The sequence below is a fragment of the Trinickia acidisoli genome (assembly GCF_017315725.1).
GTDB classification, from domain to species: Bacteria; Pseudomonadota; Gammaproteobacteria; order Burkholderiales; family Burkholderiaceae; genus Trinickia; species Trinickia acidisoli.
Window position 1 is genome coordinate 2,006,907 of sequence record NZ_JAFLRG010000001.1, and the last position, 19,856, is coordinate 2,026,762.

The 19,856-nt window shown below is 61.1% G+C and carries 20 protein-coding genes; 14 read left to right on the forward strand and 6 right to left on the reverse strand.

What is annotated here, in order from left to right; all coding sequences use genetic code 11:
* Window positions 1–38: 38 nt before the first annotated feature.
* From J3485_RS09210 to J3485_RS09245, 8 genes are all read left to right on the forward strand, one after another.
* Window positions 39–1,091: a LacI family DNA-binding transcriptional regulator gene (locus J3485_RS09210; RefSeq protein ID WP_206955731.1), complete on the forward strand. Its 1,053-nt coding sequence runs from the start codon at window positions 39–41 to the stop codon at window positions 1,089–1,091.
* A 116-nt stretch (window positions 1,092–1,207) separates the two neighbouring features.
* Window positions 1,208–2,455 carry an ABC transporter substrate-binding protein gene (locus J3485_RS09215; RefSeq protein ID WP_206952178.1) on the forward strand — a complete coding sequence of 416 codons (1,248 nt, stop codon included), beginning with the start codon at window positions 1,208–1,210 and terminating at the stop codon, window positions 2,453–2,455.
* 89 nt (window positions 2,456–2,544) lie between these two features.
* Window positions 2,545–3,561, forward strand: a complete 1,017-nt coding sequence (locus tag J3485_RS09220) for a carbohydrate ABC transporter permease (protein WP_206952179.1) — start codon at window positions 2,545–2,547, stop codon at window positions 3,559–3,561.
* A complete protein-coding gene (locus J3485_RS09225; protein WP_242538531.1) occupies window positions 3,558–4,391 on the forward strand; it encodes a carbohydrate ABC transporter permease in 834 nt (277 codons plus the stop codon). Before J3485_RS09220 ends, J3485_RS09225 begins: the two co-directional genes overlap by 4 nt.
* A 63-nt stretch (window positions 4,392–4,454) precedes the next feature.
* Window positions 4,455–5,798, forward strand: coding sequence for a GH1 family beta-glucosidase (locus tag J3485_RS09230; RefSeq protein ID WP_206952180.1), 1,344 nt, complete (start codon window positions 4,455–4,457; stop codon window positions 5,796–5,798).
* Window positions 5,799–5,926: 128 nt separating this feature from the next.
* Window positions 5,927–7,051, forward strand: coding sequence for an ABC transporter ATP-binding protein (locus J3485_RS09235; RefSeq protein ID WP_206952181.1), 1,125 nt, complete (start codon window positions 5,927–5,929; stop codon window positions 7,049–7,051).
* 87 nt (window positions 7,052–7,138) lie between these two features.
* Entirely contained in the window at window positions 7,139–7,372 is a 234-nt protein-coding gene (locus tag J3485_RS09240) for a type II toxin-antitoxin system Phd/YefM family antitoxin (RefSeq protein ID WP_206952182.1), read from the forward strand.
* Window positions 7,369–7,758 (forward strand): type II toxin-antitoxin system VapC family toxin, encoded by a 390-nt coding sequence (locus tag J3485_RS09245; RefSeq protein WP_206952183.1) that lies wholly within the window; start codon window positions 7,369–7,371, stop codon window positions 7,756–7,758. Before J3485_RS09240 ends, J3485_RS09245 begins: the two co-directional genes overlap by 4 nt.
* 82 nt (window positions 7,759–7,840) lie before the next feature.
* Here the strand turns inward: J3485_RS09245 and J3485_RS09250 are convergent, their stop codons facing one another.
* Window positions 7,841–8,116 (reverse strand): BON domain-containing protein, encoded by a 276-nt coding sequence (locus J3485_RS09250; protein ID WP_206952184.1) that lies wholly within the window; start codon window positions 8,114–8,116, stop codon window positions 7,841–7,843.
* A gap of 544 nt (window positions 8,117–8,660) precedes the next feature.
* On the opposite strand from J3485_RS09250, the gene J3485_RS09255 reads away from it, so the two are divergent.
* Window positions 8,661–9,797: a porin gene (locus J3485_RS09255; RefSeq protein WP_206952185.1), complete on the forward strand. Its 1,137-nt coding sequence runs from the start codon at window positions 8,661–8,663 to the stop codon at window positions 9,795–9,797.
* 173 nt (window positions 9,798–9,970) lie between these two features.
* On the opposite strand, the gene J3485_RS09260 is transcribed toward J3485_RS09255, so the two are convergent.
* Window positions 9,971–10,918, reverse strand: coding sequence for a LysR family transcriptional regulator (locus tag J3485_RS09260; protein WP_206952186.1), 948 nt, complete (start codon window positions 10,916–10,918; stop codon window positions 9,971–9,973).
* A 239-nt stretch (window positions 10,919–11,157) separates the two neighbouring features.
* On the opposite strand from J3485_RS09260, the gene J3485_RS09265 reads away from it, so the two are divergent.
* Window positions 11,158–11,484 carry a DUF4148 domain-containing protein gene (locus J3485_RS09265; protein ID WP_206952187.1) on the forward strand — a complete coding sequence of 109 codons (327 nt, stop codon included), beginning with the start codon at window positions 11,158–11,160 and terminating at the stop codon, window positions 11,482–11,484.
* Between the two features lie 176 nt (window positions 11,485–11,660).
* Here the strand turns inward: J3485_RS09265 and J3485_RS09270 are convergent, their stop codons facing one another.
* From J3485_RS09270 to J3485_RS09285, 4 genes are all read right to left on the reverse strand, one after another.
* Window positions 11,661–12,086: an organic hydroperoxide resistance protein gene (locus J3485_RS09270; RefSeq protein ID WP_206952188.1), complete on the reverse strand. Its 426-nt coding sequence runs from the start codon at window positions 12,084–12,086 to the stop codon at window positions 11,661–11,663.
* Window positions 12,087–12,293: 207 nt separating this feature from the next.
* Window positions 12,294–12,863, reverse strand: coding sequence for a TetR/AcrR family transcriptional regulator (locus J3485_RS09275; protein WP_206952189.1), 570 nt, complete (start codon window positions 12,861–12,863; stop codon window positions 12,294–12,296).
* Window positions 12,864–12,923: 60 nt separating this feature from the next.
* Complete coding sequence (locus J3485_RS09280) at window positions 12,924–14,402, reverse strand: sensor domain-containing diguanylate cyclase (RefSeq protein WP_206952190.1); 1,479 nt, start codon at window positions 14,400–14,402, stop codon at window positions 12,924–12,926.
* A 54-nt stretch (window positions 14,403–14,456) separates the two neighbouring features.
* Window positions 14,457–15,275, reverse strand: coding sequence for an IclR family transcriptional regulator (locus J3485_RS09285; protein WP_206952191.1), 819 nt, complete (start codon window positions 15,273–15,275; stop codon window positions 14,457–14,459).
* Between the two features lie 578 nt (window positions 15,276–15,853).
* Here J3485_RS09285 and J3485_RS09290 point away from each other — a divergent pair.
* From J3485_RS09290 to J3485_RS09305, 4 genes are all read left to right on the forward strand, one after another.
* A complete protein-coding gene (locus J3485_RS09290; protein WP_206955733.1) occupies window positions 15,854–16,810 on the forward strand; it encodes a sugar ABC transporter substrate-binding protein in 957 nt (318 codons plus the stop codon).
* Window positions 16,811–16,905: 95 nt separating this feature from the next.
* On the forward strand, window positions 16,906–18,474 hold the full coding sequence (locus tag J3485_RS09295; protein WP_206952192.1) for a sugar ABC transporter ATP-binding protein: 1,569 nt from the start codon (window positions 16,906–16,908) through the stop codon (window positions 18,472–18,474).
* Window positions 18,464–19,504: an ABC transporter permease gene (locus J3485_RS09300; RefSeq protein ID WP_206952193.1), complete on the forward strand. Its 1,041-nt coding sequence runs from the start codon at window positions 18,464–18,466 to the stop codon at window positions 19,502–19,504. Before J3485_RS09295 ends, J3485_RS09300 begins: the two co-directional genes overlap by 11 nt.
* A 6-nt stretch (window positions 19,505–19,510) precedes the next feature.
* The gene (locus J3485_RS09305) at window positions 19,511–19,831 is read left to right on the forward strand and encodes a UxaA family hydrolase (RefSeq protein ID WP_206952194.1); all 321 of its coding nucleotides are present in this window, start codon (window positions 19,511–19,513) and stop codon (window positions 19,829–19,831) included.
* Window positions 19,832–19,856 lie beyond the last annotated feature (25 nt).

A 19,856-nucleotide genomic window follows, 5' to 3' on the forward strand; every position in this document is an offset into this window, starting at 1 on the left:
GTTTGAAAGCGCTTTCACAATCGATAAGCTTGCGCACCATGACGACTAACGATCCAACCCCGCCCAACGTCACGCTCGAACAGATCGCGCGCGCCGCCGGTGTTTCTCCGAGCACGGTATCGCGAATTCTGAACGGGACGGTACGAGTCTCGTCTGCCAAGCGGCAGGCGGTTGAGCAGGCCATCGTTCAGTTCAGATATAAGCCGAACGCACTCGCGCGCAGTCTCGCCAGCGGCAGGACCGGCACCATCGGCGTGCTGACTCAAACCATTGCGAGTCCGTTTTACGCCGAGTGGCTTCACGGTGTCGAAGACGCGCTCAATGAGCCCGGACTCACGCCGGTCTTCGTTAGCAGTCGCTGGAATATCGACGAGGAGAGGGCGCGTATCGAGGACCTCATCGCGCGGCGGGTCGACGGCATCATCGCGCTGCATGGGCAGCTCGATGAAAGCTGCCTGGAAGAATTTTCCCGGCAAACGCCGATGGTCGTACTCGGGCGCTCGTTCCCGTATTACCCTGCGCTGTCCGGGTTTCCTCTCGATAACGTTCGCGGTGCATTTGACGCAACATCACATCTGATCGCTCAGGGGCACCGCAAGATCGCTTTTATCGCCGGCCCGACAGATCACGCGGATGCGCTCGAGCGGATGGTCGGTTACCGGATGGCGCTCGACGAGGCCGGCATTGGTTTCGATGCCGTTCGTATCGAGCAGGGGGACTTTCTCGAACCCGGTGGCGTCTCGGCCATGGAGCGTTTGTTTGAGCGTCGAGTCGCGTTTACGGCGGTATTCTGCGCGAACGATCAAACGGCTTACGGAGCACGTTTGGTTCTCTATCGGCGTGGCCTACGCGTGCCGGAAGACGTTTCGATCGTCGGATTCGACGACGTGCCGACCTCGCAGTACACCACGCCGCCGCTTACCACCGTGCGTCAGCCGATCTATGAAATCGGCCGGCAAGCCGCGGAAATGATCGTGCAGTTGATTCGCAAGGAGCCCGTTACGGTGCGCACTATTCCGCTGAGTCTGATCGTGCGGGAGACCACTTGCGCACCAGGCTCCGCCGACTCCAAAGCAAAATTGGCAGATTGATCGTTGTTATTGCGACGGTTTAGTCCGTCATGGCCGAAAGCCGCCATTTTATGAAAGCGCTTTCAGAAAAATGTGTACTCAACCAGACGTACCTCATAAACGACAGGAGACAGTGAATGAAATTTCGTTTTTCGGTGCTTGCGACTTCCGTTTTGCTGGGATTCGCGGCAATCAGCGCCCATGCCAACACGACCTTGAGGGTGGCCGTCTATCCGAAGCTCGATCAGGCAATCAAGGATGCATTGCCCGCCTGGAAGAAGCTTCACCCCGACGTCGACATCGAGGTGTCGGCACACGAGATCGGCGATCACCACAACGCCATGCTGACTGCGCTCGCGACGGGCTCGGATTTGCCTGACGTCATGGCGGTGGAGGTGGGCTACATCGGCCGCTTTGCAGCAGGCGGCGGCCTCGAGGATCTTTCGAAGCCGCCCTACAACGCGGGCCAATACAAGAGCGACTTCATCCATTACACCTTCGCGCAGGCCACGACGCAAGATGGGGCGATCGTCGGCATGCCTTCGGACATCGGCCCGGGAACGCTCTTCTATCGAAAGGACATTCTCGATAAAGCCGGCGTGAGCGAAGCCGACCTGACGCGCTCCTGGGACTCTTATCTGGCGGCCGGACAGAAGATCAAGCAGGCGACGGGTGCCTATTTGCTGGCCTCGGCGCGCGATATCGAAGACATCTATGTCCGCGCCAACCTCAAGGATGGCGAGGGTTTGTACTTTGACAACGCGGGCAATCCGGAAGTCACCACGCCACGCTTCGTCAAAGCCTTCGAACTTGCAAAGAAGACGCGCAATCTGGGCCTGGACGCGAAGATCACGCCGTGGACGAACGATTGGTCGGAAGCATTCAAGCGGGGCACCATCGCGACCCAAATGATGGGCGCGTGGCTCGGCGGCCATCTTGCGAGTTGGCTCGCACCGGACACGAAGGGACTGTGGCGTGCGACCAATCTGCCCGATGGGGCGTATGCCTCCTTTGGCGGTACGTTCTATTCGATCCCGACCAAGGCTAAACAGAAGGCGCTTTCCTGGGAGTTCATCAAGTTCATGACGACCCGGCAAGACATGCAGCTCAATTCGTTCAAGTCGATCGACGCTTTCCCGGCGCTCTTGTCGGCGCAGAAGTCCGACTTCTTCGCTCAGCCGGTGGCGTTTCTCGGTGGCGAAAAAGCGCGCGTGATCTGGCGCGATGCCGCAGCGCACATCCCGTCTATTCCGCGCAACAAGTATGACCAAGTGGCGGAAGAAGCGGTCCACTCGGCGCTCGATAGGGTGGTGGACGACAACGAAGACATTCCCACCGCGCTGAAGGAAGCCCAGGACGAGATCGTGCATCGCATCCGCCGTTGAGGATGGTGGCGCACCGGGTGCGCCACTCAATGAGGAAACCGCGCGGCCGGCGTATCAGGCCGACCGCGCCAGTGTGGTTGGAGCCGTTGATGAATCGCTTGATGTCCCAATCCGATGCGACCGTGCCGGAGTCCAGTACGGCGCCTGCGTTGCCCACGGCCAGCCGGCGGCGGTTGTTCTCGGACCCGTTGAAGGTCGCTCCGTATCTCTTCCTGGCGCCGTTCTTTCTGCTGTTCGCCACGTTTATTGCCTTCCCGCTGCTGTTTTCGCTATTTCTAGCGTTTCATAGTTGGGATGCGACCTCGGGGCTCGCGGGCATGAAGTGGGTGGGCCTGTCGAATTTCACTTTTACGCTAACCGATCGCTGGTTTTGGAAGTCGCTGTACAACACAGCGTACATGGCGCTCGCGTCGGGACTGCCGCAGCATCTGATCGCGCTGCCGCTGGCGTTCTTTCTGCAAACCTGTTTTCGCCGCTGGCGCAATTTTGTCGTCGGCCTGTACTTTCTGCCGTTCATCACGTCGAGCGTGGCCATCGCGCTGATCTTCTCGTCGTTGTACTCGACCGATTACGGCATGATCAATCTCGCGATCGCCGAAGTCGCCAAACTGCCGGGGCTGCACTGGATCTTGCCGAGTCATCGCATCGAATGGCTGACCGATGCCGCGAACATCAAGCCCGCCGTTTCGATCGTCGTTTTCTGGCGTTATGTCGGGTGGAATACGGTGCTGTATTTGTCCGCGCTCCAGACCATTCCCGGCGAACTCTACGAAGCGGCGAAGATCGATGGCGCGAATGCTTGGCAGCAATTCAGATTGGTCGTCCTTCCGCTACTGAAGCCGATGATCTACCTCGCCGTCACGCTATCCATCATCGGCGGGCTGCAACTGTTCGAAGAGCCGTTCATTCTTTTGCCCAACGAGGGGATGGGAACCGATCAGTCGGGCCTCACCACGGCCGTCTATATGTATCGCACGGCATTTCACGACGGTGATTTCGGAACGGCGAGTTCGATCGCATGGCTGCTGTTCGTCGCCATCACCGGACTCATGTGGGTCAACACGCGCATCTTCAATCGCAGCGGCATGAAGGAGACCGGGCAATGATGATCCGTTCACGCAACCGAGCGCGTTACCTCGGCTATGCAATCGTCTCCGCGGGCGCGGTGCTGATGTTCTCGCCGTTCTACTTCATGTTCGTGTTCGCCACGCACAGCAGCTCCGAAATATTTTCGATGCCGCCGCCCCTTTGGTTCGGCCATGCATTTCTGGACAACATGGCGTCGCTGGTCCGTCATATTCCGTTTTGGCGAAATCTAGGTTGGAGCTTCTATACCTCGATATTGCAAACGCTCCTGACCTTGCTCGTGACGTCGATGGCGGGCTATGCGTTTGCGATGTACGAGTTCCGCTTTAAGAAGGCGCTGTTCGCAGTCGCACTCACCGGCATGCTCATTCCGCCGTTTCTCAGCATGATTCCGACGTTCATGACCATGAATCTGCTGGGCTGGATCAATGAGCCGCGTGCGCTTTACGTCCCCGGGGCGGCTGCCGCGCTCGGCGTGTTCCTGATGCGGCAATACATCGCCAGCGCGATTCCGATCGAACTCGTCGAGGCGGCTCGCATCGACGGTTGCAGTGAGTTGCGCATCTATTGGACCGTCGTGCTGCCGCTGCTCGGGCCCGCATTGGGAACGTTGGGGCTAATCAGTTTCATCCAGGCGTGGAATAACTTTCTTTCCGCGCTCGTGGTGCTGCGCTCGCCCTCGATGTACACCTTGCCGCTCGCACTGCGGATTCTCCAGAGTCCGACCAACTCCGACTGGGGAGCGGTAATGGCGGGTTCGGCTGTGGCCGTGTTACCGCTGCTCGTCTTGTTTGCTTTCACGTCACGCCGTTTGATCGACGGCATGACCGCAGGCGCCGTGAAGGCATGACGTTTTGTGCCCGGGTCAACTGATTTCGCTCATTTGATTGAATAACTTGGAACTACCAATTCAATGAATAAATATAAATTCAGTGATGATTTTGTTTGGGGCGTTGCCACCAGTGCCTATCAGATCGAAGGTGCCGCTCGCGCCGACGGCCGCGGCGAGTCGATCTGGGATGAGTTTTGCCGGATTCCCGGCAAGGTGGTGAATGGCGAAAGCGGCGACGTGGCCTGCGATCACTATCATCGACTCGAGGAGGATCTCGACCTGATGGCCGACCTCGGCATCAAGGCCTATCGTTTCTCGATCGCGTGGCCGCGAATTCAACCCGATGGCAAGGGCGCGTTCAACGAGAAGGGGCTCGCATTCTACGAACGGCTCGTCGACGGTTTGCTCAAACGCGGTATGCAGCCCTTCGCAACCCTCTATCACTGGGATCTCCCACTCACGTTGCAGCAGACCCAGCAAGGCTGGGAAAGCCGCGATACGGCGTATCGCTTCGTGGAGTACGCACGCAAGATCGGCCGCGTATTCGGCGATCGGGTCGCGTCGATCGCGACGCACAATGAGCCGTGGTGCACCGCCTGGCTCGGCAACGCCACTGGCTATTTCGCGCCCGGCAACGAAAGCCTGAAGAAAGCGGCGCACGTTGCCCACCATCTGCTGCTCTCGCATGGGCTCGCTTTGCAGGCGCTGCGCGCCGATGGCGTGACGGCACCGCTTGGAATCGTACTCAACCAGTCCCCCGCGCACGGCGCGACGGATTCGCCTGAGGATCAAGCCGCCGCGTCGCTCGAGTACGCGAAGTTCGTGCGCTGGTATATGGATCCGCTCTTCAAGGGCAGGTACCCGAACGAAGCGTTGCAATGGTATGGCGACAATGGTCCTCAAGACGTGATTCGCGATGGCGACTTCGACATCATCGGTACGCCGATGGATTTCCTTGGGATCAACTATTACACCCGCATCTATGCCAGCGCCTCGGGCCCGAAGCGGCCTCCGGGCGAGTTCGGCTTCACGGATATGGACTGGGAAGTCTATCCGCAAGGCCTGACCGAACTACTGACCCAACTGAACGCGGACTACGACCTGCCGCCGATTTTCATCACTGAGAACGGTTGCGCGACAAAAGACGTATTGGAAAACGGCCAAGTTCAAGACGACGACCGTATCGAGTTCTACGACAGGCATCTCGCCGCGCTCGCCGATGCCGTCAAACAAGGTGTCGATGTCGCTGGATATTTCGCGTGGAGTCTGATGGACAACTTCGAGTGGGCGTCGGGCTATGACAAGCGTTTCGGCATGGTGCACGTGGACTACGCGACCCAGCAACGCACGCTCAAAGACAGCGCTTTGTGGTACAGGGACGCCATTGCGCGGCATGCCCTTCGAGCAAACACGATGGAAACGTGAGCTGAGTATCGGCGCTTCGTCTCGGCGAGGACCGAGGCGTTGATGAGGGCCGTAGCCGCGGCCCGTCATGGAGAAAGGCAAAGCGTGTCTTGCAAGATGCGCGAGAGGAAGACGAGGAGAACGAACAGATGGGCGAGCTTGTATTGCGCAATGTTGAAAAGACGTATGGAGACGGGCCGCGGGTGATACATGGTGTCGATCTGCACGTGCCGGACGGCCAGTTTACCGCTTTCGTCGGCCCATCTGGATGTGGAAAGTCGACCATGCTGCGAATGATCGCCGGGCTCGAATCGGTGAGCGCGGGCGACGTGCTCATCGACGGTGTGCGCGTCAACGATCTTCAACCCAGGGATCGCGGCATTTCGATGGTGTTCCAAAGCTACGCGCTCTATCCCCATATGACCGTGGCGGAAAACATGGGTTTCTCGCTGAAGTTGTCCGGGGCGGGGAAAGCGGAGATCGGGCAGGCGGTGGGACGTGCGGCCGAGATCCTGCAGATCACGCATCTGCTCGATCGCAAACCCAAGGCGTTATCGGGCGGGCAGCGACAACGCGTGGCGATCGGCAGAGCCATCGTGCGCAAGCCGCGCATTTTTCTATTCGACGAGCCTTTGTCGAATCTCGACGCATCGTTGCGTGTGCAGACGCGGATCGAGTTGGCGAAGCTGCATCGCGAACTCGGCACGACGATGATCTACGTGACGCACGACCAGGTGGAAGCGATGACGCTGGGGCAGAAGATCGTCGTTTTCAACAAAGGCGGCATCGAGCAGATCGGCGCTCCGCTCGATCTGTATGCAAGGCCCGCGAATCTTTTTGTCGGCAGCTTTCTGGGCTCGCCGAAGATGAATCTACTGCCGGGCCGGCTGGTGTCTCAAAGCCATACGCAGGCCGTCGTCGAACTGGCTGCGTGCGGTGAGCGCATCACGTTGGAAGGGCGGGCCGAATGTGACATCGGGACAGAAGTGACCTTGGGCATACGGCCGGAGAATCTGACGCTCACTCCCGCGGGGCAGGGTATCGGTGCAATCGTGGAATTGGTCGAGCATTTGGGCGATGTATCGATCCTGCACGCACAGGTGCACGGCTTGGATCAGAGCGTTGCCGTGAGAGTCGACGGCAGTGCGACGAACCTGGTCGTCGGCTCGCAGATTGGACTTGCGCTCACCGTATCGGCAGCCATCCTGTTCGACTCACAGGGCAAGACGATCGCATTTGCACACGCGGAGCATCAGATGGCAGCGGTGGGTTGACGTATGCCGTAGACAGACCGTACGGCGGCGTTAATGCCGTCCGGCTCAAATAACGAGTAGGTCGGTTCCTGTGGGTGGAGACTAGCAATGGAAAAGAGGGTGTCTAAGTCCGCGTTCAAGGCGCGGGCGTGTGAGTTGTTCCGGCATGTGGAAATGCTCGGGGAAAGCGTCGTGGTGACCGATCGCGGGCATCCCGCCATTGAAATCCGGCCTTATCGAAGCAAGCGCAAGGATCCGCTGGAAGTGCTGCGTGCATCGATTGTGCATTTCGATATAAAGGGCGTTTCAGAGAGCATTCCGGACCCACAGGACTCCCGATGATTGCCGTCGATACACTGGCGCTGATCTATTGGTTGAGTGACGACAAAGCCCTGACTCCGATTGCCCGCGCCGCCATCGCTCATGAGCAGGACGGCGGGGAGATGCTCGTTTCGATGATCAGCGCCCTCGAGGTCATCCAACTCGTCGACGACGGCCGTTTGGCGCTTTCCATGGATGCTCGAAGTTGGTTGTCGATCATCGTTTCCGTCGAGTACGTGAGGATCGTGCCCGTGGATCTTGAGATCGCTTTCAAGGCCGCGGCCCTTTCCCGGGAGCTGTCTTGCGAACGGAGGTTGATCGTTGCGACGGCTCGCACGTTCGGCACGAGGCTGGTGACGCCGGATGCCAGATTGCGTGCCCTGGCGCACGTGGAGACGGTCTGGTAGTTCTTACTCGACCGGGCTATCGAAAATCAGTAAGGCCGGACGCCCTGGCGGCAATCCGGCCTTTCGACTTTGCAGCCCTGCCTCAATGGCCGCGGGTGAGCAAGTTATTGACTGACGTGACGCCTTGCACGCCCATTGCCGATTTCTCGGCCAGCGGCACCTGCTCGCTCTCGGGTACCCATCCGACGAGTGTGATATCCCCACCCCGCGCCAATACGAACACGTGAGACAGGCCGACGCCATCATGCGCCGCGGCACGGTACACCTGGCGGACGAGATCGCCGCTCTCGGCGTGTGCCGCGGGCATGATCGAGCAAGAAACGGCTAGTGCGAGAGTGGAAGCGAAAGCGGTTTTCATCGTACCTCCTTATAGGCAAACGGTAGGCTCTCGAGCATTCCGGCGCCCGATCCTCCAGCGCAACCTCGAAGTAGGTTCCACCAAAGTCGATGCGCACGGAACTCACCTTGTGACCGCACGAACGGGTGCGGAATAACGGTGTCCGCAACGGACAACCGGCCCGGCATCGAGCTACTTTCTTTTCGCTTGCCAAGCGTCGTCGCATTTACGCAACGCCTTGGCAATTTCTTTTTTTTCTCGTGCGGCGGGATGTGCGCTTCATTCTCGCATATTCAAGAAAAGCGTGAACGACGGTCAACCAATCGATTTGAAATAGAAAGCGATATGACCATATGTTCATGACCATAAAACACGAGCTACTTCATGTTGAAAGCGCTTGCAATCACTTCTATTGCGGCGCTTTCCCTTATCTACTCGCGCGCTTTGCGTACCTATCATCGCATCGAAATGTGCAAAGAGCATTTCACTCGACTGCTGCAAATGAGCCTTCATAAGAAAGCTCGAAAAAGCGGTGTGAGACCAATTGAAAGAGATCGGAGGAATGATGAAGGAGAAGGTAATTGCGCTGTCGCTAATGGCCATGGCCGTAACGGCAGCACATGCTCAGAGCAGCGTCACGTTGTACGGGCGAATCGATAACGGTGTTCAGTACGAGAGTGGCGTTCCGGGCGGCCACGTATTCAGCGCGGAAAGCGGCGATTGGGGTTGCTCATGGTGGGGCCTGCGAGGCGCCGAAGACCTCGGCGGCGGAACTCAGGCCGTCTTCCAATTGGAGAGTCAGGTCGACACGCAGAACGGCCAACAGGAAGGCAACCTGTTCAGCCGCCATGCGACCATCGGGCTCACCAACCCGAAGTACGGTACGTTCAAGCTCGGCAACCTTGGCGCCGGCGAAGTTTCGCAGGATAGCTGGGGCACCGATCCGCAGGTGATGCAGCGTTACGGGATCTCGTCGCTGGTGCGCGGGCGCAACTGGGCGAGTGCTGCCAACGGCTTCGAATATCAGACGCCGAATTGGTCAGGTCTGTCGTTCAGGGGCCAATACGACCTCACCAACAATACGAATTGGAATCAGGCCACCAGCGCCACGGGTCAAGGACGCACCGACGGTATCGAAGGTGTCTACACGTATGGGATGGGCGATTTCCGCGTGATTTACGATGAAGTGCGCGGGGCGGACGGTACGTTCAACGACGTCTATAACCATTCGCGCTCGCTGCTCGCCGGCGGCACCCTCGTATTCGGGCCCGTGCGTTTCTATGCGGGCTATCAGCACCTGAGCGCGCCGAACGCGACTGACGCGAGCGTGGGTGTGACGCCGGGGACGCAACCGATCGGCGTCGCCGCGCCGACCGCGGTGAATCACGAGTGGTTTGGCGCAGCATGGCAGGCAAACGTCGCGACCACGCTGACGGCGGCGGTCTACCACGCGAACGCGAACAACGGCAACGGCAACGCGACGCTGTTCACGCTTGCGGCTACCTACAACCTGTCCAAGCGCACCTTCCTGTATACGGAAGCCGGTTATATCCGCAACAGCTCGACGTCGAATCTCGCCATGGCCGACAGCTCCTACGGGAACAACAACTACGACCCGGCGACCAATACGTCGTCGAACGGCAATCCGAACTACGGCCACAGCCAGGAAGGTATCTTCGCGGGCATCATGACTTCGTTCTGAGCGGCTTCGAAGTAATCGAAGGCACAACGTTCCAGCGAATCACTGCAGTACCTCTTTAGCTCTTCAGATTGAAGAGGCCGGTGTGTCAACTCCTCCACCCTGTCGCACCGGCTCTTTTTTTCCTGCAAGACGCTTCCAGCAAGACAATCGATTTTTTGTTCTTCGCCCAAGTGCTATGCGACTTTCGCATCGACACTCGCCGGTGCGCCGCTTGCCGTCTGCATCAACGGCTCGCGCGCAAATACTTCCGCGATCCAATCGGCAAACACGCGCACCTTGCGCGGCAAGTGGCGGTTGCGCGCATACATGATCGAAATCGGGCGTAGCGGCGAGCCGTAGTCCTTCAAGATCTCGCGCAGTTCGCCGGTTGCGAGGTAGGGCGCAATCGGATAGACGGCGCTTTTGAGCAGCCCGAGGCCGTGCAGGCCGCATGAGATATAGGCATCGACATCGTTGACGGCGATCAGGCCGCGCATATCGACTGTTTCGACGATGCCGTTCACGACGTAATCCCAGCCGCGCACGCGCCCCGTATTGCTCGAGACGTAGTTGACGCCGATATGGTCGTGCAAATCGGCGATCGTCTTGGGTTCGCCATATTTCTCGAGATAGGCGGGCGAGGCGCACGTGATGCGCCGCATGTTGCCGATGCGCCGCGCCACGAGGCCCGAATCCTCGAGCTCACCGGTACGAATCACGCAGTCGACGCCTTCCTCGACGATGTCGACTTGGCGATCGCTCAAGCCCATCTCGATCTCGATGTCGGGATAGCGTTCGAAGAAATCGGGCAGGGCGGGAATGACGATCATCTTGGCGACCAGCACCGGCAGGTTCACCTTCAGCCGTCCCTTCGGATTGAGCTTGGCGTGCGTGAGTTCGGCCTCCATCTCGTCGACTTCGGCCAGCACGCGAATGCAGCGCTGATAGTAAGCCTCGCCGTCGTCCGTGACGCTGATGCTGCGTGTCGTGCGATTGAGCAGTCGCGCGCCCAAGTGCGCCTCGAGCGCTTGCACGGTGCGTGACACCTGCGGCGCGGCCAGTTGCAGCGATTCAGCCGCTTTGACGAAGCTGCGCGATTCGACGACGCGCGAAAACACCTTCATTGCAAAGAAGCGATCCATCAAGCGCTCCCTCCGTATCGTTTTTTTATTGCATGCCGATTGTCAGCCAACCGGCGGCGCGGCGCTCGCCGCCACTGCATCGCCGATCGTCACCTATTGCTGCCGATTGTTGTGCGTACCGCACCAATGAATTCTGAAATCGCATATTTATCCGGGAAGACCCTAAGCCTACACTGCCTTCACCTGCTGCACACCGCGGTGTTCGCAGCCCCTTCAAACAGTATTCGGAGGTTGTCATCATGAACGCGCTCATCAAGCAAATCGCAGTTGCCGTCGCTCTTGTCGCCCCTGTCGCTGCGTTTGCGCAGTCGAATCAACCCGTCACGCGCGCGCAAGTGCGTGCCGATCTGGTTCGTCTCGAACAAGCCGGCTACAACCCGCTCGACTGGCTCCACTATCCGGAAAACATCCAAGCCGCGGAGCAGCGCGTCAGCGCGCAAGAAGGCGCCGCACAAAGCAATACGAGCGGCTACGGGCCGGCTGTCCAAGGCGCGTCGCAATCGGGTAGCGCGGCGACCGACAGCGCAGTCAGCACGTACTCGCCGCCCGTCTATCAGCATAACTAAGCATTGGCGAACGAATGGTAGACGATCGGGCGATGCGCGTAATGCACATCGCCCCTCGCGCTGGCATCGATCGTGACGTTGCGATGCCATTCGTTGTCGAACTTCTCCGAGCCGCTGGGGTTCCCGGTGGTATTTGCCCAGGCCGTTGCGGCCTGGGCTCTTTTACGTCGACTGCCTTAAACGAGCGTCAGCTTCACGTCGATGTTGTTGCGAGTCGCATTCGAGTACGGACAGACGACGTGCGCCTTCTCGACCAGCGCTTGTGCTGCTGCGCGGTCCATACCAGGCAGCGAGATCTTGAGTTCGACTTCGATGCCGAAACCGTTCGGGATGGCGCCGATACCGACACTGCCGTCGATCGACACGTCCTGCGGCAACGCGATTTTGTCGCGCGCCGCGACGAACTTGATCGCCCCGATAAAGCAGGCGCTATAGCCGGCCGCGAACAATTGCTCGGGGTTCGCGCCTTCGCCGCCCGCACCGCCGAGTTCTCGGGGCGTGGTCAAACGCAGGTCGAGACCGCTGTCGGGAACAACCGCGCGTCCGTCGCGACCGCCCGTCGCGCGGGCATGGGCACGGTAGAGAACTTTTTCGATCGACATGATGTGGCTCCTATCGGTGATTCAAGGTTGGGGTTTGGTCGGCCTACCCGGTAGAAGATAGGCCATTCGCACAAAACTGCAGGATGCTTCACGCTGCTCGATTGCAACAATGGCCTGTTTACTCTATCTATTAGAAGATAGATAAAAAGACCCATCAAAAGGGCGCGGAAGACGCCCCGGTACCGCTTGGTACCTGCCTGGACTACGTTACTTCGACAACTTGAACGACGCTTCGACTTCGTCGAGCCGGTTTTTCGAGCGAAATAGGCGGCTCGTCAACCCGGCGCCCTGCAACGCTGCGAAGAACACGCGCGCGGCCTGCTCAGGCTTGGCATGCGACGCAGCGATCGTGCCGTCGCGCGCGCCGTCGGCGAATACCTTCGCAAGCCAGCTCTCGTTCGTTTTGAAAAAACCTTGCACGGCAAGACGAACGGGTTCGGGCAACGTTCCGATGTCGGCGGCGAGCATGCCGCACAGGCAAATATGATTGCCATCGCCGAGCGTACGGCCGAACATCTTCGCGAATTTCGCAAGCTTGCCCTCGGCCGATAACATGGCATCGATCGTTTGAACGGCGCTTTGCACTTCCTGCACATACGCGTGGACGGCTTCAAGCACCAAATCGTCTTTCGACGGGAAGTAGTAGTGAATGCTCGACGTCTTCACGCCAATCAGCTCCGACAGATCCCGATAACTGAATCCGTTGTAGCCGCGCAGCATCATCAGTGTGATCGCATGATGCACGATCTGTTCGCGCACCGTCTTCGTCGTTTCCATGCCGTTTACTTTATCTACTAGTAGATAGATAGTCAAGTGCTTTGTGCTTCGCCCCGACGGTCAGGCTTTGGGCGTTTCCGGTGCGTGATGGCGACGCTTATCTTCATACATCGCCGCATCGGCATCGCGCAGCATGTCTTCGATCCGCTCGCCGCGGTCGCACGTTGCGCAGCCCATCGAGAAGCTCAACGTCGGCCCCGAATAGAACTGATTGTTCAGCTCGATGATCTGCCGGATGCTTTCGGCGACGACTTCCGTTTCGCGCTCGTTCGCTCCGGGCAGCAGCACGGCGAATTCATCGCCGCCGATGCGCGCGGCTTGATAGGGCTTTTGGATCGCCTTGGCGAGCACTTCGCCCGCGCGTCGCAGCAGCGCATCGCCGGCCGCATGCCCGAGCTGGTCGTTGACCGTTTTCAGATCGTTCAAGTCGACGATGATCGCGCTGACGGGGAAGGGGCCCTTGCGCTCCAGCCGGTTCAGTTCATCGACGTAGAACGAGCGGTTTTTCAACTTCGTCAGCACGTCGTGCTTGCCGAGGTACTCGAGGTACGCTTCGGCTTTTTTGCGGGCCGTGATGTCGGTCAATGCGAGCAGCACGAGGTCCCATTCGAGTTCGTGTCCCGGGAACACGGAGAACTGCAGATGCAGGTGGACCTCGCTCCCGTCGAGCGAATAGTTGAGCACTTCACGTTGCTGGAACAGACGCGCTTCCCACAAGTCGATCAACTGCTCCCGGAAGTGCTGGCGCATGTCGTCGCGAAAGACTTCGGGCAAGCGGCCGAGCAGCGCCGCTTTGTCGTCCGCTTTGAACAGATCGATCGTATAGCGGTTGACGTCGAGCACCACGATCTCGGCCATGCAGCGCTCGACGAACTCGGGATGGACATCCGTGAACGTACGGAAGTCGGTGATGCCGCGCTCGCGCACTTCGTCGATGAGCGCCTTGATGCGGCGAAAATCCTCGATCCATAGCGAGACCGGGGCGTGCTCGAATAGGCCCTGCGCATACTGCTGGCTCGCGGCTGCGCGCCGGCGAGTGTCTTCGAGATCGGTGATGTCGTCGATGGCGACGAGCACACGGTCCCACGCCGCTTTGTGCCCGGGCAGGATCACGCCTTTGAGCAGGATGTCGAGACGCCGGCCGTCGAGCCTGTAGTTCACGCTCTTGCTCTCGAACGTGAGGCGGCCCGACCACATCTGCTCGAGTTCCTCGATGTGCGCCTCGAGCATGTCGTCGCGCAGCACGTCGCCAAGGCGCGCCGATAGTTCATCGAAGTCGCGCGCGCCGTACATGGCGAGCGTGCGGCGATTGACTTTGAGCACGCGGATGCAGGCCGAGCATTGCGTGACGCGGGCCGTGTCCGCCTCGAGGAACGCGCGCAGGTCGGTCACGCCTTGTGCGCGCCAGGTGTCGAACAGATCGCGCAGGCGGCTGTAATCCTCGAGCCAGAGCGAAGTGGGGGTCAGGTCGAACAGATCGATGGGGGCGACGCCCGTGGCGTCGAGGTCCGTTGCTGTGGTCGGTGTGGCTGGTTTCATGTCGATGATTGTATGTCCTCGGCACGCGCGCGTTGCCGCGGCAAGCGCGTGCGGCTAGTTCACCTCGTGCATCGAGAGCGCGCGCGCGGCCGCGGCGAGCAGCGTGCTCACTTGCTCGAGCGAGGGGGCGACGTATTCGTCGATACGTCGCATGTAAGGCGTGGTCAACACCGCGATCGCGTGACCCGACGGCCCGAGGATCGGGAATGTCACGTCGGTGACGCCGAACGTTTGCGCGCTGTCCTTGCGTAGATGCCCCTCGGTGCGGATCGATGCGAACGTCGTGGTGAGCGCGGCACCGCCCAGCGCGATTTCGCCTTTTACCTTCGTATGCTCCGCGAGCATGCGCGCCCGCTCGACTTCGCTCTGGAACGCGAGCATGACTTGGCCCGACGCCGTATCGATCAATCCTACGTGCGAGCCGAGTCGAATCGACAGCCCCCACGTGCCAGGGCCGTCGACTTGCGCGATCACTAGCAGGTTGCCGCGATCGTAGACGGTCAGATGGCACGACTGCTCGGCCTCTTCGGCGAAAGACTGCATGACGGGCAGTGCTTCGGAGATGAAGCGGTTCATCGGGGGATGGCGGTGCGCGAGCGCGAACAGCTTCAGGCTCAGGGAATAACGATCGCCGCCCGCCGAGCGCACGGCGTACTGCCGCGCGACGAGCCGCTCGAGCATCCGGTAGATCTCGCTGGCGTTGCGTCCGAGCGCTTTCATGATTTCGGCACGCGTGAGCCCGTCCTTCTGCTCGGAGAGCAGTTCGAGGATGTCGAGCCCTTTGTCGAGCGCGGGCGCTCGATAGCGCTCGGCTTCGTCGATTTGACCCTCCGGGGCCGTGTCGTTCGCGGGGGATGGCTTGGCGGGTTTCACTGGCAGTGCGACCTCAGAGCAAGGGACTAAGGGAAAACACGGGCGAGCGTCGTGCTTGACGTCCGATCATCCGTATATGAATAATATGTTCATCCATGAATGTTCGCATCGATTCACCGCATGCGGATTGACATGATTGGGCGCGACGCACTGGGTCGCCTCCGCAGTGAAACCGCAGTCGAAACCCGCAGCATAACCAAGCCCCCGCAGAGCGGGCCATAAGATCGGGACAGAGCAGTGCATCCCGTTGCGTCTTGCCGACGCATCACCGCTAAACAACGGAGCCCAAGCAAGTGCTCCGCTGGAGACGGGAACCGGCGTTCGCGCGCCGCTCCCGCCGCCGGCCGGGTGCCGATTCGGGCCAGGAGACGACTATGACATCGAGCATCGAACCGGCAGCCGCCGGGCAGTGGGCAGTTCGTGCAATTCGTTTCGTATCGCCGCGCACGCGGGCATCCGCGCGGCGCGCATCGCCGGCGCCACTGTCCGCATCCGGGCGTCGCCGTGCCCGGGCTCGCTTCGGCGGGACGCTTGGTGCCGCGCTCGGCGCGATCGGCCTAATCGGTCTGACCGGCATCATGGCGCCGGCGGCCCGCGCCGCGAGCGACGTGGTCGGCGCCAATTTGCCGTTGCTCACTTCGCCGTTCTGGCAGGCGTACAACAACTATCTGCCGCAGTACGCCAAGCAGTTCGGCCTCGACATGCTCGCGCCCGTCAATTCCAACGGCGATCCGGCTCAGCAGATCACCGACATCAACAATCTGCTCAATCAAGGCGTCAAAGGCATCGTCACGGGGCCGCTCGATTCCGCGGCGATCAGCCGCGCGCTCGACGCGGCCTCGGCCAAGAACGTGCCGGTCGTGGCCGTCGACGTCGCGCCGACGCAAGGCAAGGTGGCGATGGTCGTGCGGGCGGACAATCGTGCCTACGGCGAGAAAGCCTGCATGTATATCGGTGACCACGTGCCGGCCGGCAAGGTCGTGCAGATCATGGGCGATCTCGCTTCGGTCAACGGACGCGATCGGTCCGAGGCATTCCGCTCGTGCATCAAGAGCCATTACCCGAAGCTGCAAGTGCTCGAGATTCCAGCTGCCTGGAAGGGCGACGTCGCCGCATCCGCGCTCGACAGCCTCTTGACGGCGAACCCGGACCTCAAGGGCATCTATATGCAGGCGGGCGGCGTGTATCTGGCGCCGACGCTGCAGACGCTGCGCCGCAAACACATGTTGTTCCCGGCGGGTAATCCGAAACATATCGTCATCGTCAGCAACGACGGCATTCCGCAGGAGTTCGACGCGATCCGCAAGGGCGAGATCGATGCGACCGTCTCGCAACCGGCCGACAGCTACGCGAAGTACGGCCTTTGGTATATGAAGGAAACGCTCGAGGGCAAGACCTTCAAGCCGGGCCCGACAGATCACGGCAGCACGATCGTCCAGCTCGCGCCCGGGGTTCTCGAAGACCAACTGCCGGCGCCGCTCGTCACGAAGGCGAACGTCGACGACAAGAATCTTTGGGGCAACACGCTGAAGTGATTGCGACGACGCCATGCTCGCGACGCGGTCCTTTCATGATCTCGTCGCGAGCGTGAGCACACCGGCCATCGAACCATTGATTGACACGAGCCGACATGGGAGCCGTTCCTTTCTTTAGCGAAACGACGCAGCGCGCGGCGACGCCTGTCGTCGAGGTACGGGGCGCCATCAAGCGCTTCGGCTCGACGATGGCGCTTGCCGGCGTCGATCTGCGCGTGATGCCGGGCGAATCGCATGCGCTCGTTGGCCGCAACGGCGCCGGTAAATCGACGCTCGTTTCGCTGCTTACGGGTTTGCGCAAGCCCGATCAGGGCGAGATCCGCTTCGGCGGCGAAAGCGCGCCGCCGATCGCCGATCGCGACGCTTGGCGCGAGCGCGTCGCTTGCGTTTATCAGCATTCGACCGTCATTGCCGACCTCAGCGTTGCCGAGAATCTGTTCGTCAATCGGCAGCCGTTGCGGGGCGGTCTCATCGACTGGCGGGCCATGCGCCGCGAAGCGCGTGCACTGCTCGACCATTGGCGCATCGACGTGCGCGAGGATGCGCGCTGCGGCGATCTGGGCGTCGAGGCGCGCCAGCTCGTCGAAATCGCGCGGGCGCTTTCGCACGGTGCGCGCTTCATCATTCTCGACGAACCTACCGCACAGCTCGACGGCGACGAGATCAAGCGGCTCTTCGGTCGGATCGAGGAGTTGCAGCGCGAAGGCGTGACGTTCCTCTTCATCTCGCATCATCTGCAAGAGGTCTACGAGATTTGCCAAGCCGTCACCGTGCTGCGCGATGCGCGCCGCATCTTGACCGCGCGCGTCGAGCGGTTACCGCGCGACGCGCTGATCGAGGCGATGACGGGCGAGGCCGGCGGGGTGGCGAGCGCGGACGCATTGTCCCGGGCACCGCTCGTCGACGCGCCGCTCGCGCTCGATGTCGCCGCACTTTCCGGCGAGGATTTCGACGACGTCTCGTTCTGCGTTCGGCGCGGCGAGGTCGTCGGTTTGGCGGGGGCGACGAGCAGCGGGCGCACGAGTGTCGCCGAAGCGATCGCCGGCTTGCGTCGGCCGCTCGCGGGTGCCGTGCGCGTTTCCGCGGGCGACGGCGGGCAGAGCGGCGAGAGCAGGGTGCTGCCCTACGGCGATGTGCCCGCGGCGCTCGATGCCGGCGTCGGCTGCGTGCCGAAGGATCGGCATCGCGAGGGGCTCGTCCTGACGCAGTCGATCGCGGAGAACGCGACGATGACGCTCGTGCGCAAGCTCGCATCGTTCGGGCTCGTGCGGCCTTCGGCCAAAGCCCGGCTCGCGCGCGAGGCGATCGACGCGCTCGGCATCGTCGCGCCTGGGCCGCTCACGCCCGTTTCGGGGCTCTCGGGCGGCAATCAGCAAAAGGTCGTGATGGCGCGCGCCCTCGCGACCGATCCGCGCGTGCTCGTGCTCATCGATCCGACCGCCGGCGTCGACGTCAAGTCGAAAGAAGCGCTGCTCGCAATGGCCGACCGCGCGCGTCAGGCCGGGCGTGCCGTTATCGTCGCGAGCGGCGAGCTCGACGACTTGCGCGGCTGCGATCGCGTGCTCGTCATGTTTCGTGGCCACATCGTCAAAGAATACGCGGCCGGATGGGCCGATCACGAATTGATCGCATCGATCGAAGGAGTCGACCTCAATGAAGCCTAGTTTGTCGAGCCCGGCGCCGCAGGCGCGTGCGGCCGGATTTGTCGCCGCGGGTAGCGGCGGCACCCGTGGCCTGCGTATCGACGTGGCGCGTTGGCGCGATTTGGCGCTCTTGCCCGCGCTTGCGCTGCTCGTGCTCGTCGGCGCTTGGGTCAGCCCGAGCTTTTTGACGCGCGCCAATCTCATCAGCGTGCTCGGCGCATCGGCCGCGCTCGCGCTCGTCGTGCTCGCCGAGTCGTTGATCATCATCGTCGGCAAGTTCGATCTTTCGCTCGAATCGACCGTGGGTTTCGCGCCCGCGCTCGGCGCCATGATCGTCATGCCCGCAACCTCGGCGGGCTTCGGCTGGCAGTGGTCGCCGCTCGCCGGGCTTGCCGTCATCGTCGCGGTCGGAGCGCTGATCGGCTGGATCAACGGCTTGCTCGTCGTGCGGCTGCGCTTGAATGCATTCATCGTCACGCTCGCGATGCTGATCGTGTTGCGCGGCATGCTCGTCGGTGCGACCAAGGGCGGAACGCTGTTCGACATGCCCTCGTCGTTCTTCGCACTCGCGACCGTCACCGTGCTCGGGTTGCCGTTGTCGGTTTGGCTTGCGGCGGCTGCGTTCGCGTTCGCGGCGTTCATGCTGCGCTATCACCGCATCGGCCGCGCGCTCTATGCGATCGGCGGCAATGCGCAAGCGGCGCGGGCGGCCGGCATTCGCGTCGAGCGCGTCGTTTGGGGCGTGTTCGTGCTGGGCAGCGTGCTCGCGTCCATCGGCGGGATCGTCGTGACCGGCTATGTCGGCGCGATCAACGCCAACCAAGGCAACGGCATGATCTTCACCGTATTCGCGGCGGCGGTGATAGGCGGCATTTCGCTGGACGGCGGCAAGGGCACCATGTTCGGCGCGCTCACGGGCGTGCTACTGCTCGGCGTCGTGCAAAACCTGCTGACGTTGGCTCAGGTTCCTTCGTTTTGGATCCAGGCGATCTACGGCGCCATCATTCTCGGCTCGCTGATGATCGCACGCGTGGCCGGCAGTCAGGAGTAACGAATCATGACGCTCGACGACCGCCTGTTACTGCTGTCTCCCGACGACAACTGCGTCATCGCCGCGACGACGCTCGCCGCCGGCACGGAACTCGCGCTCGAAGGAGACACGGTGGTGCTGACTGCGACCGTCGCGCTGGGACACAAACTGGCGCGACATGCCTTATCGGCCGGCGCAAAGATCTTGCGCTACGGTGCGCCGATCGGCCATGTCACGCGGGACGTCGCCAAGGGCGAGCATCTGCATACGCACAACCTCGAAAGCGACTATCTCCCAACTTACACGCTCGATGCGGGACATGCCTACGTCGAACACGACGATTCCTGACCCGCCGATTCCTGACTTCTTCGCA

Coding starts and splice junctions, on each gene's coding strand:
- J3485_RS09210 (WP_206955731.1), top strand. CDS start 39: ATGACGACTAACGATCCAACCCCGCCCAACGTCACGCTCGAACAGATC.
- J3485_RS09215 (WP_206952178.1), top strand. CDS start 1,208: ATGAAATTTCGTTTTTCGGTGCTTGCGACTTCCGTTTTGCTGGGATTC.
- J3485_RS09220 (WP_206952179.1), top strand. CDS start 2,545: ATGAATCGCTTGATGTCCCAATCCGATGCGACCGTGCCGGAGTCCAGT.
- J3485_RS09225 (WP_242538531.1), top strand. CDS start 3,558: ATGATGATCCGTTCACGCAACCGAGCGCGTTACCTCGGCTATGCAATC.
- J3485_RS09230 (WP_206952180.1), top strand. CDS start 4,455: ATGAATAAATATAAATTCAGTGATGATTTTGTTTGGGGCGTTGCCACC.
- J3485_RS09235 (WP_206952181.1), top strand. CDS start 5,927: ATGGGCGAGCTTGTATTGCGCAATGTTGAAAAGACGTATGGAGACGGG.
- J3485_RS09240 (WP_206952182.1), top strand. CDS start 7,139: ATGGAAAAGAGGGTGTCTAAGTCCGCGTTCAAGGCGCGGGCGTGTGAG.
- J3485_RS09245 (WP_206952183.1), top strand. CDS start 7,369: ATGATTGCCGTCGATACACTGGCGCTGATCTATTGGTTGAGTGACGAC.
- J3485_RS09250 (WP_206952184.1), bottom strand. CDS start 8,116: ATGAAAACCGCTTTCGCTTCCACTCTCGCACTAGCCGTTTCTTGCTCG.
- J3485_RS09255 (WP_206952185.1), top strand. CDS start 8,661: ATGAAGGAGAAGGTAATTGCGCTGTCGCTAATGGCCATGGCCGTAACG.
- J3485_RS09260 (WP_206952186.1), bottom strand. CDS start 10,918: ATGGATCGCTTCTTTGCAATGAAGGTGTTTTCGCGCGTCGTCGAATCG.
- J3485_RS09265 (WP_206952187.1), top strand. CDS start 11,158: ATGAACGCGCTCATCAAGCAAATCGCAGTTGCCGTCGCTCTTGTCGCC.
- J3485_RS09270 (WP_206952188.1), bottom strand. CDS start 12,086: ATGTCGATCGAAAAAGTTCTCTACCGTGCCCATGCCCGCGCGACGGGC.
- J3485_RS09275 (WP_206952189.1), bottom strand. CDS start 12,863: ATGGAAACGACGAAGACGGTGCGCGAACAGATCGTGCATCATGCGATC.
- J3485_RS09280 (WP_206952190.1), bottom strand. CDS start 14,402: ATGAAACCAGCCACACCGACCACAGCAACGGACCTCGACGCCACGGGC.
- J3485_RS09290 (WP_206955733.1), top strand. CDS start 15,854: ATGGCGCCGGCGGCCCGCGCCGCGAGCGACGTGGTCGGCGCCAATTTG.
- J3485_RS09295 (WP_206952192.1), top strand. CDS start 16,906: ATGGGAGCCGTTCCTTTCTTTAGCGAAACGACGCAGCGCGCGGCGACG.
- J3485_RS09300 (WP_206952193.1), top strand. CDS start 18,464: ATGAAGCCTAGTTTGTCGAGCCCGGCGCCGCAGGCGCGTGCGGCCGGA.
- J3485_RS09305 (WP_206952194.1), top strand. CDS start 19,511: ATGACGCTCGACGACCGCCTGTTACTGCTGTCTCCCGACGACAACTGC.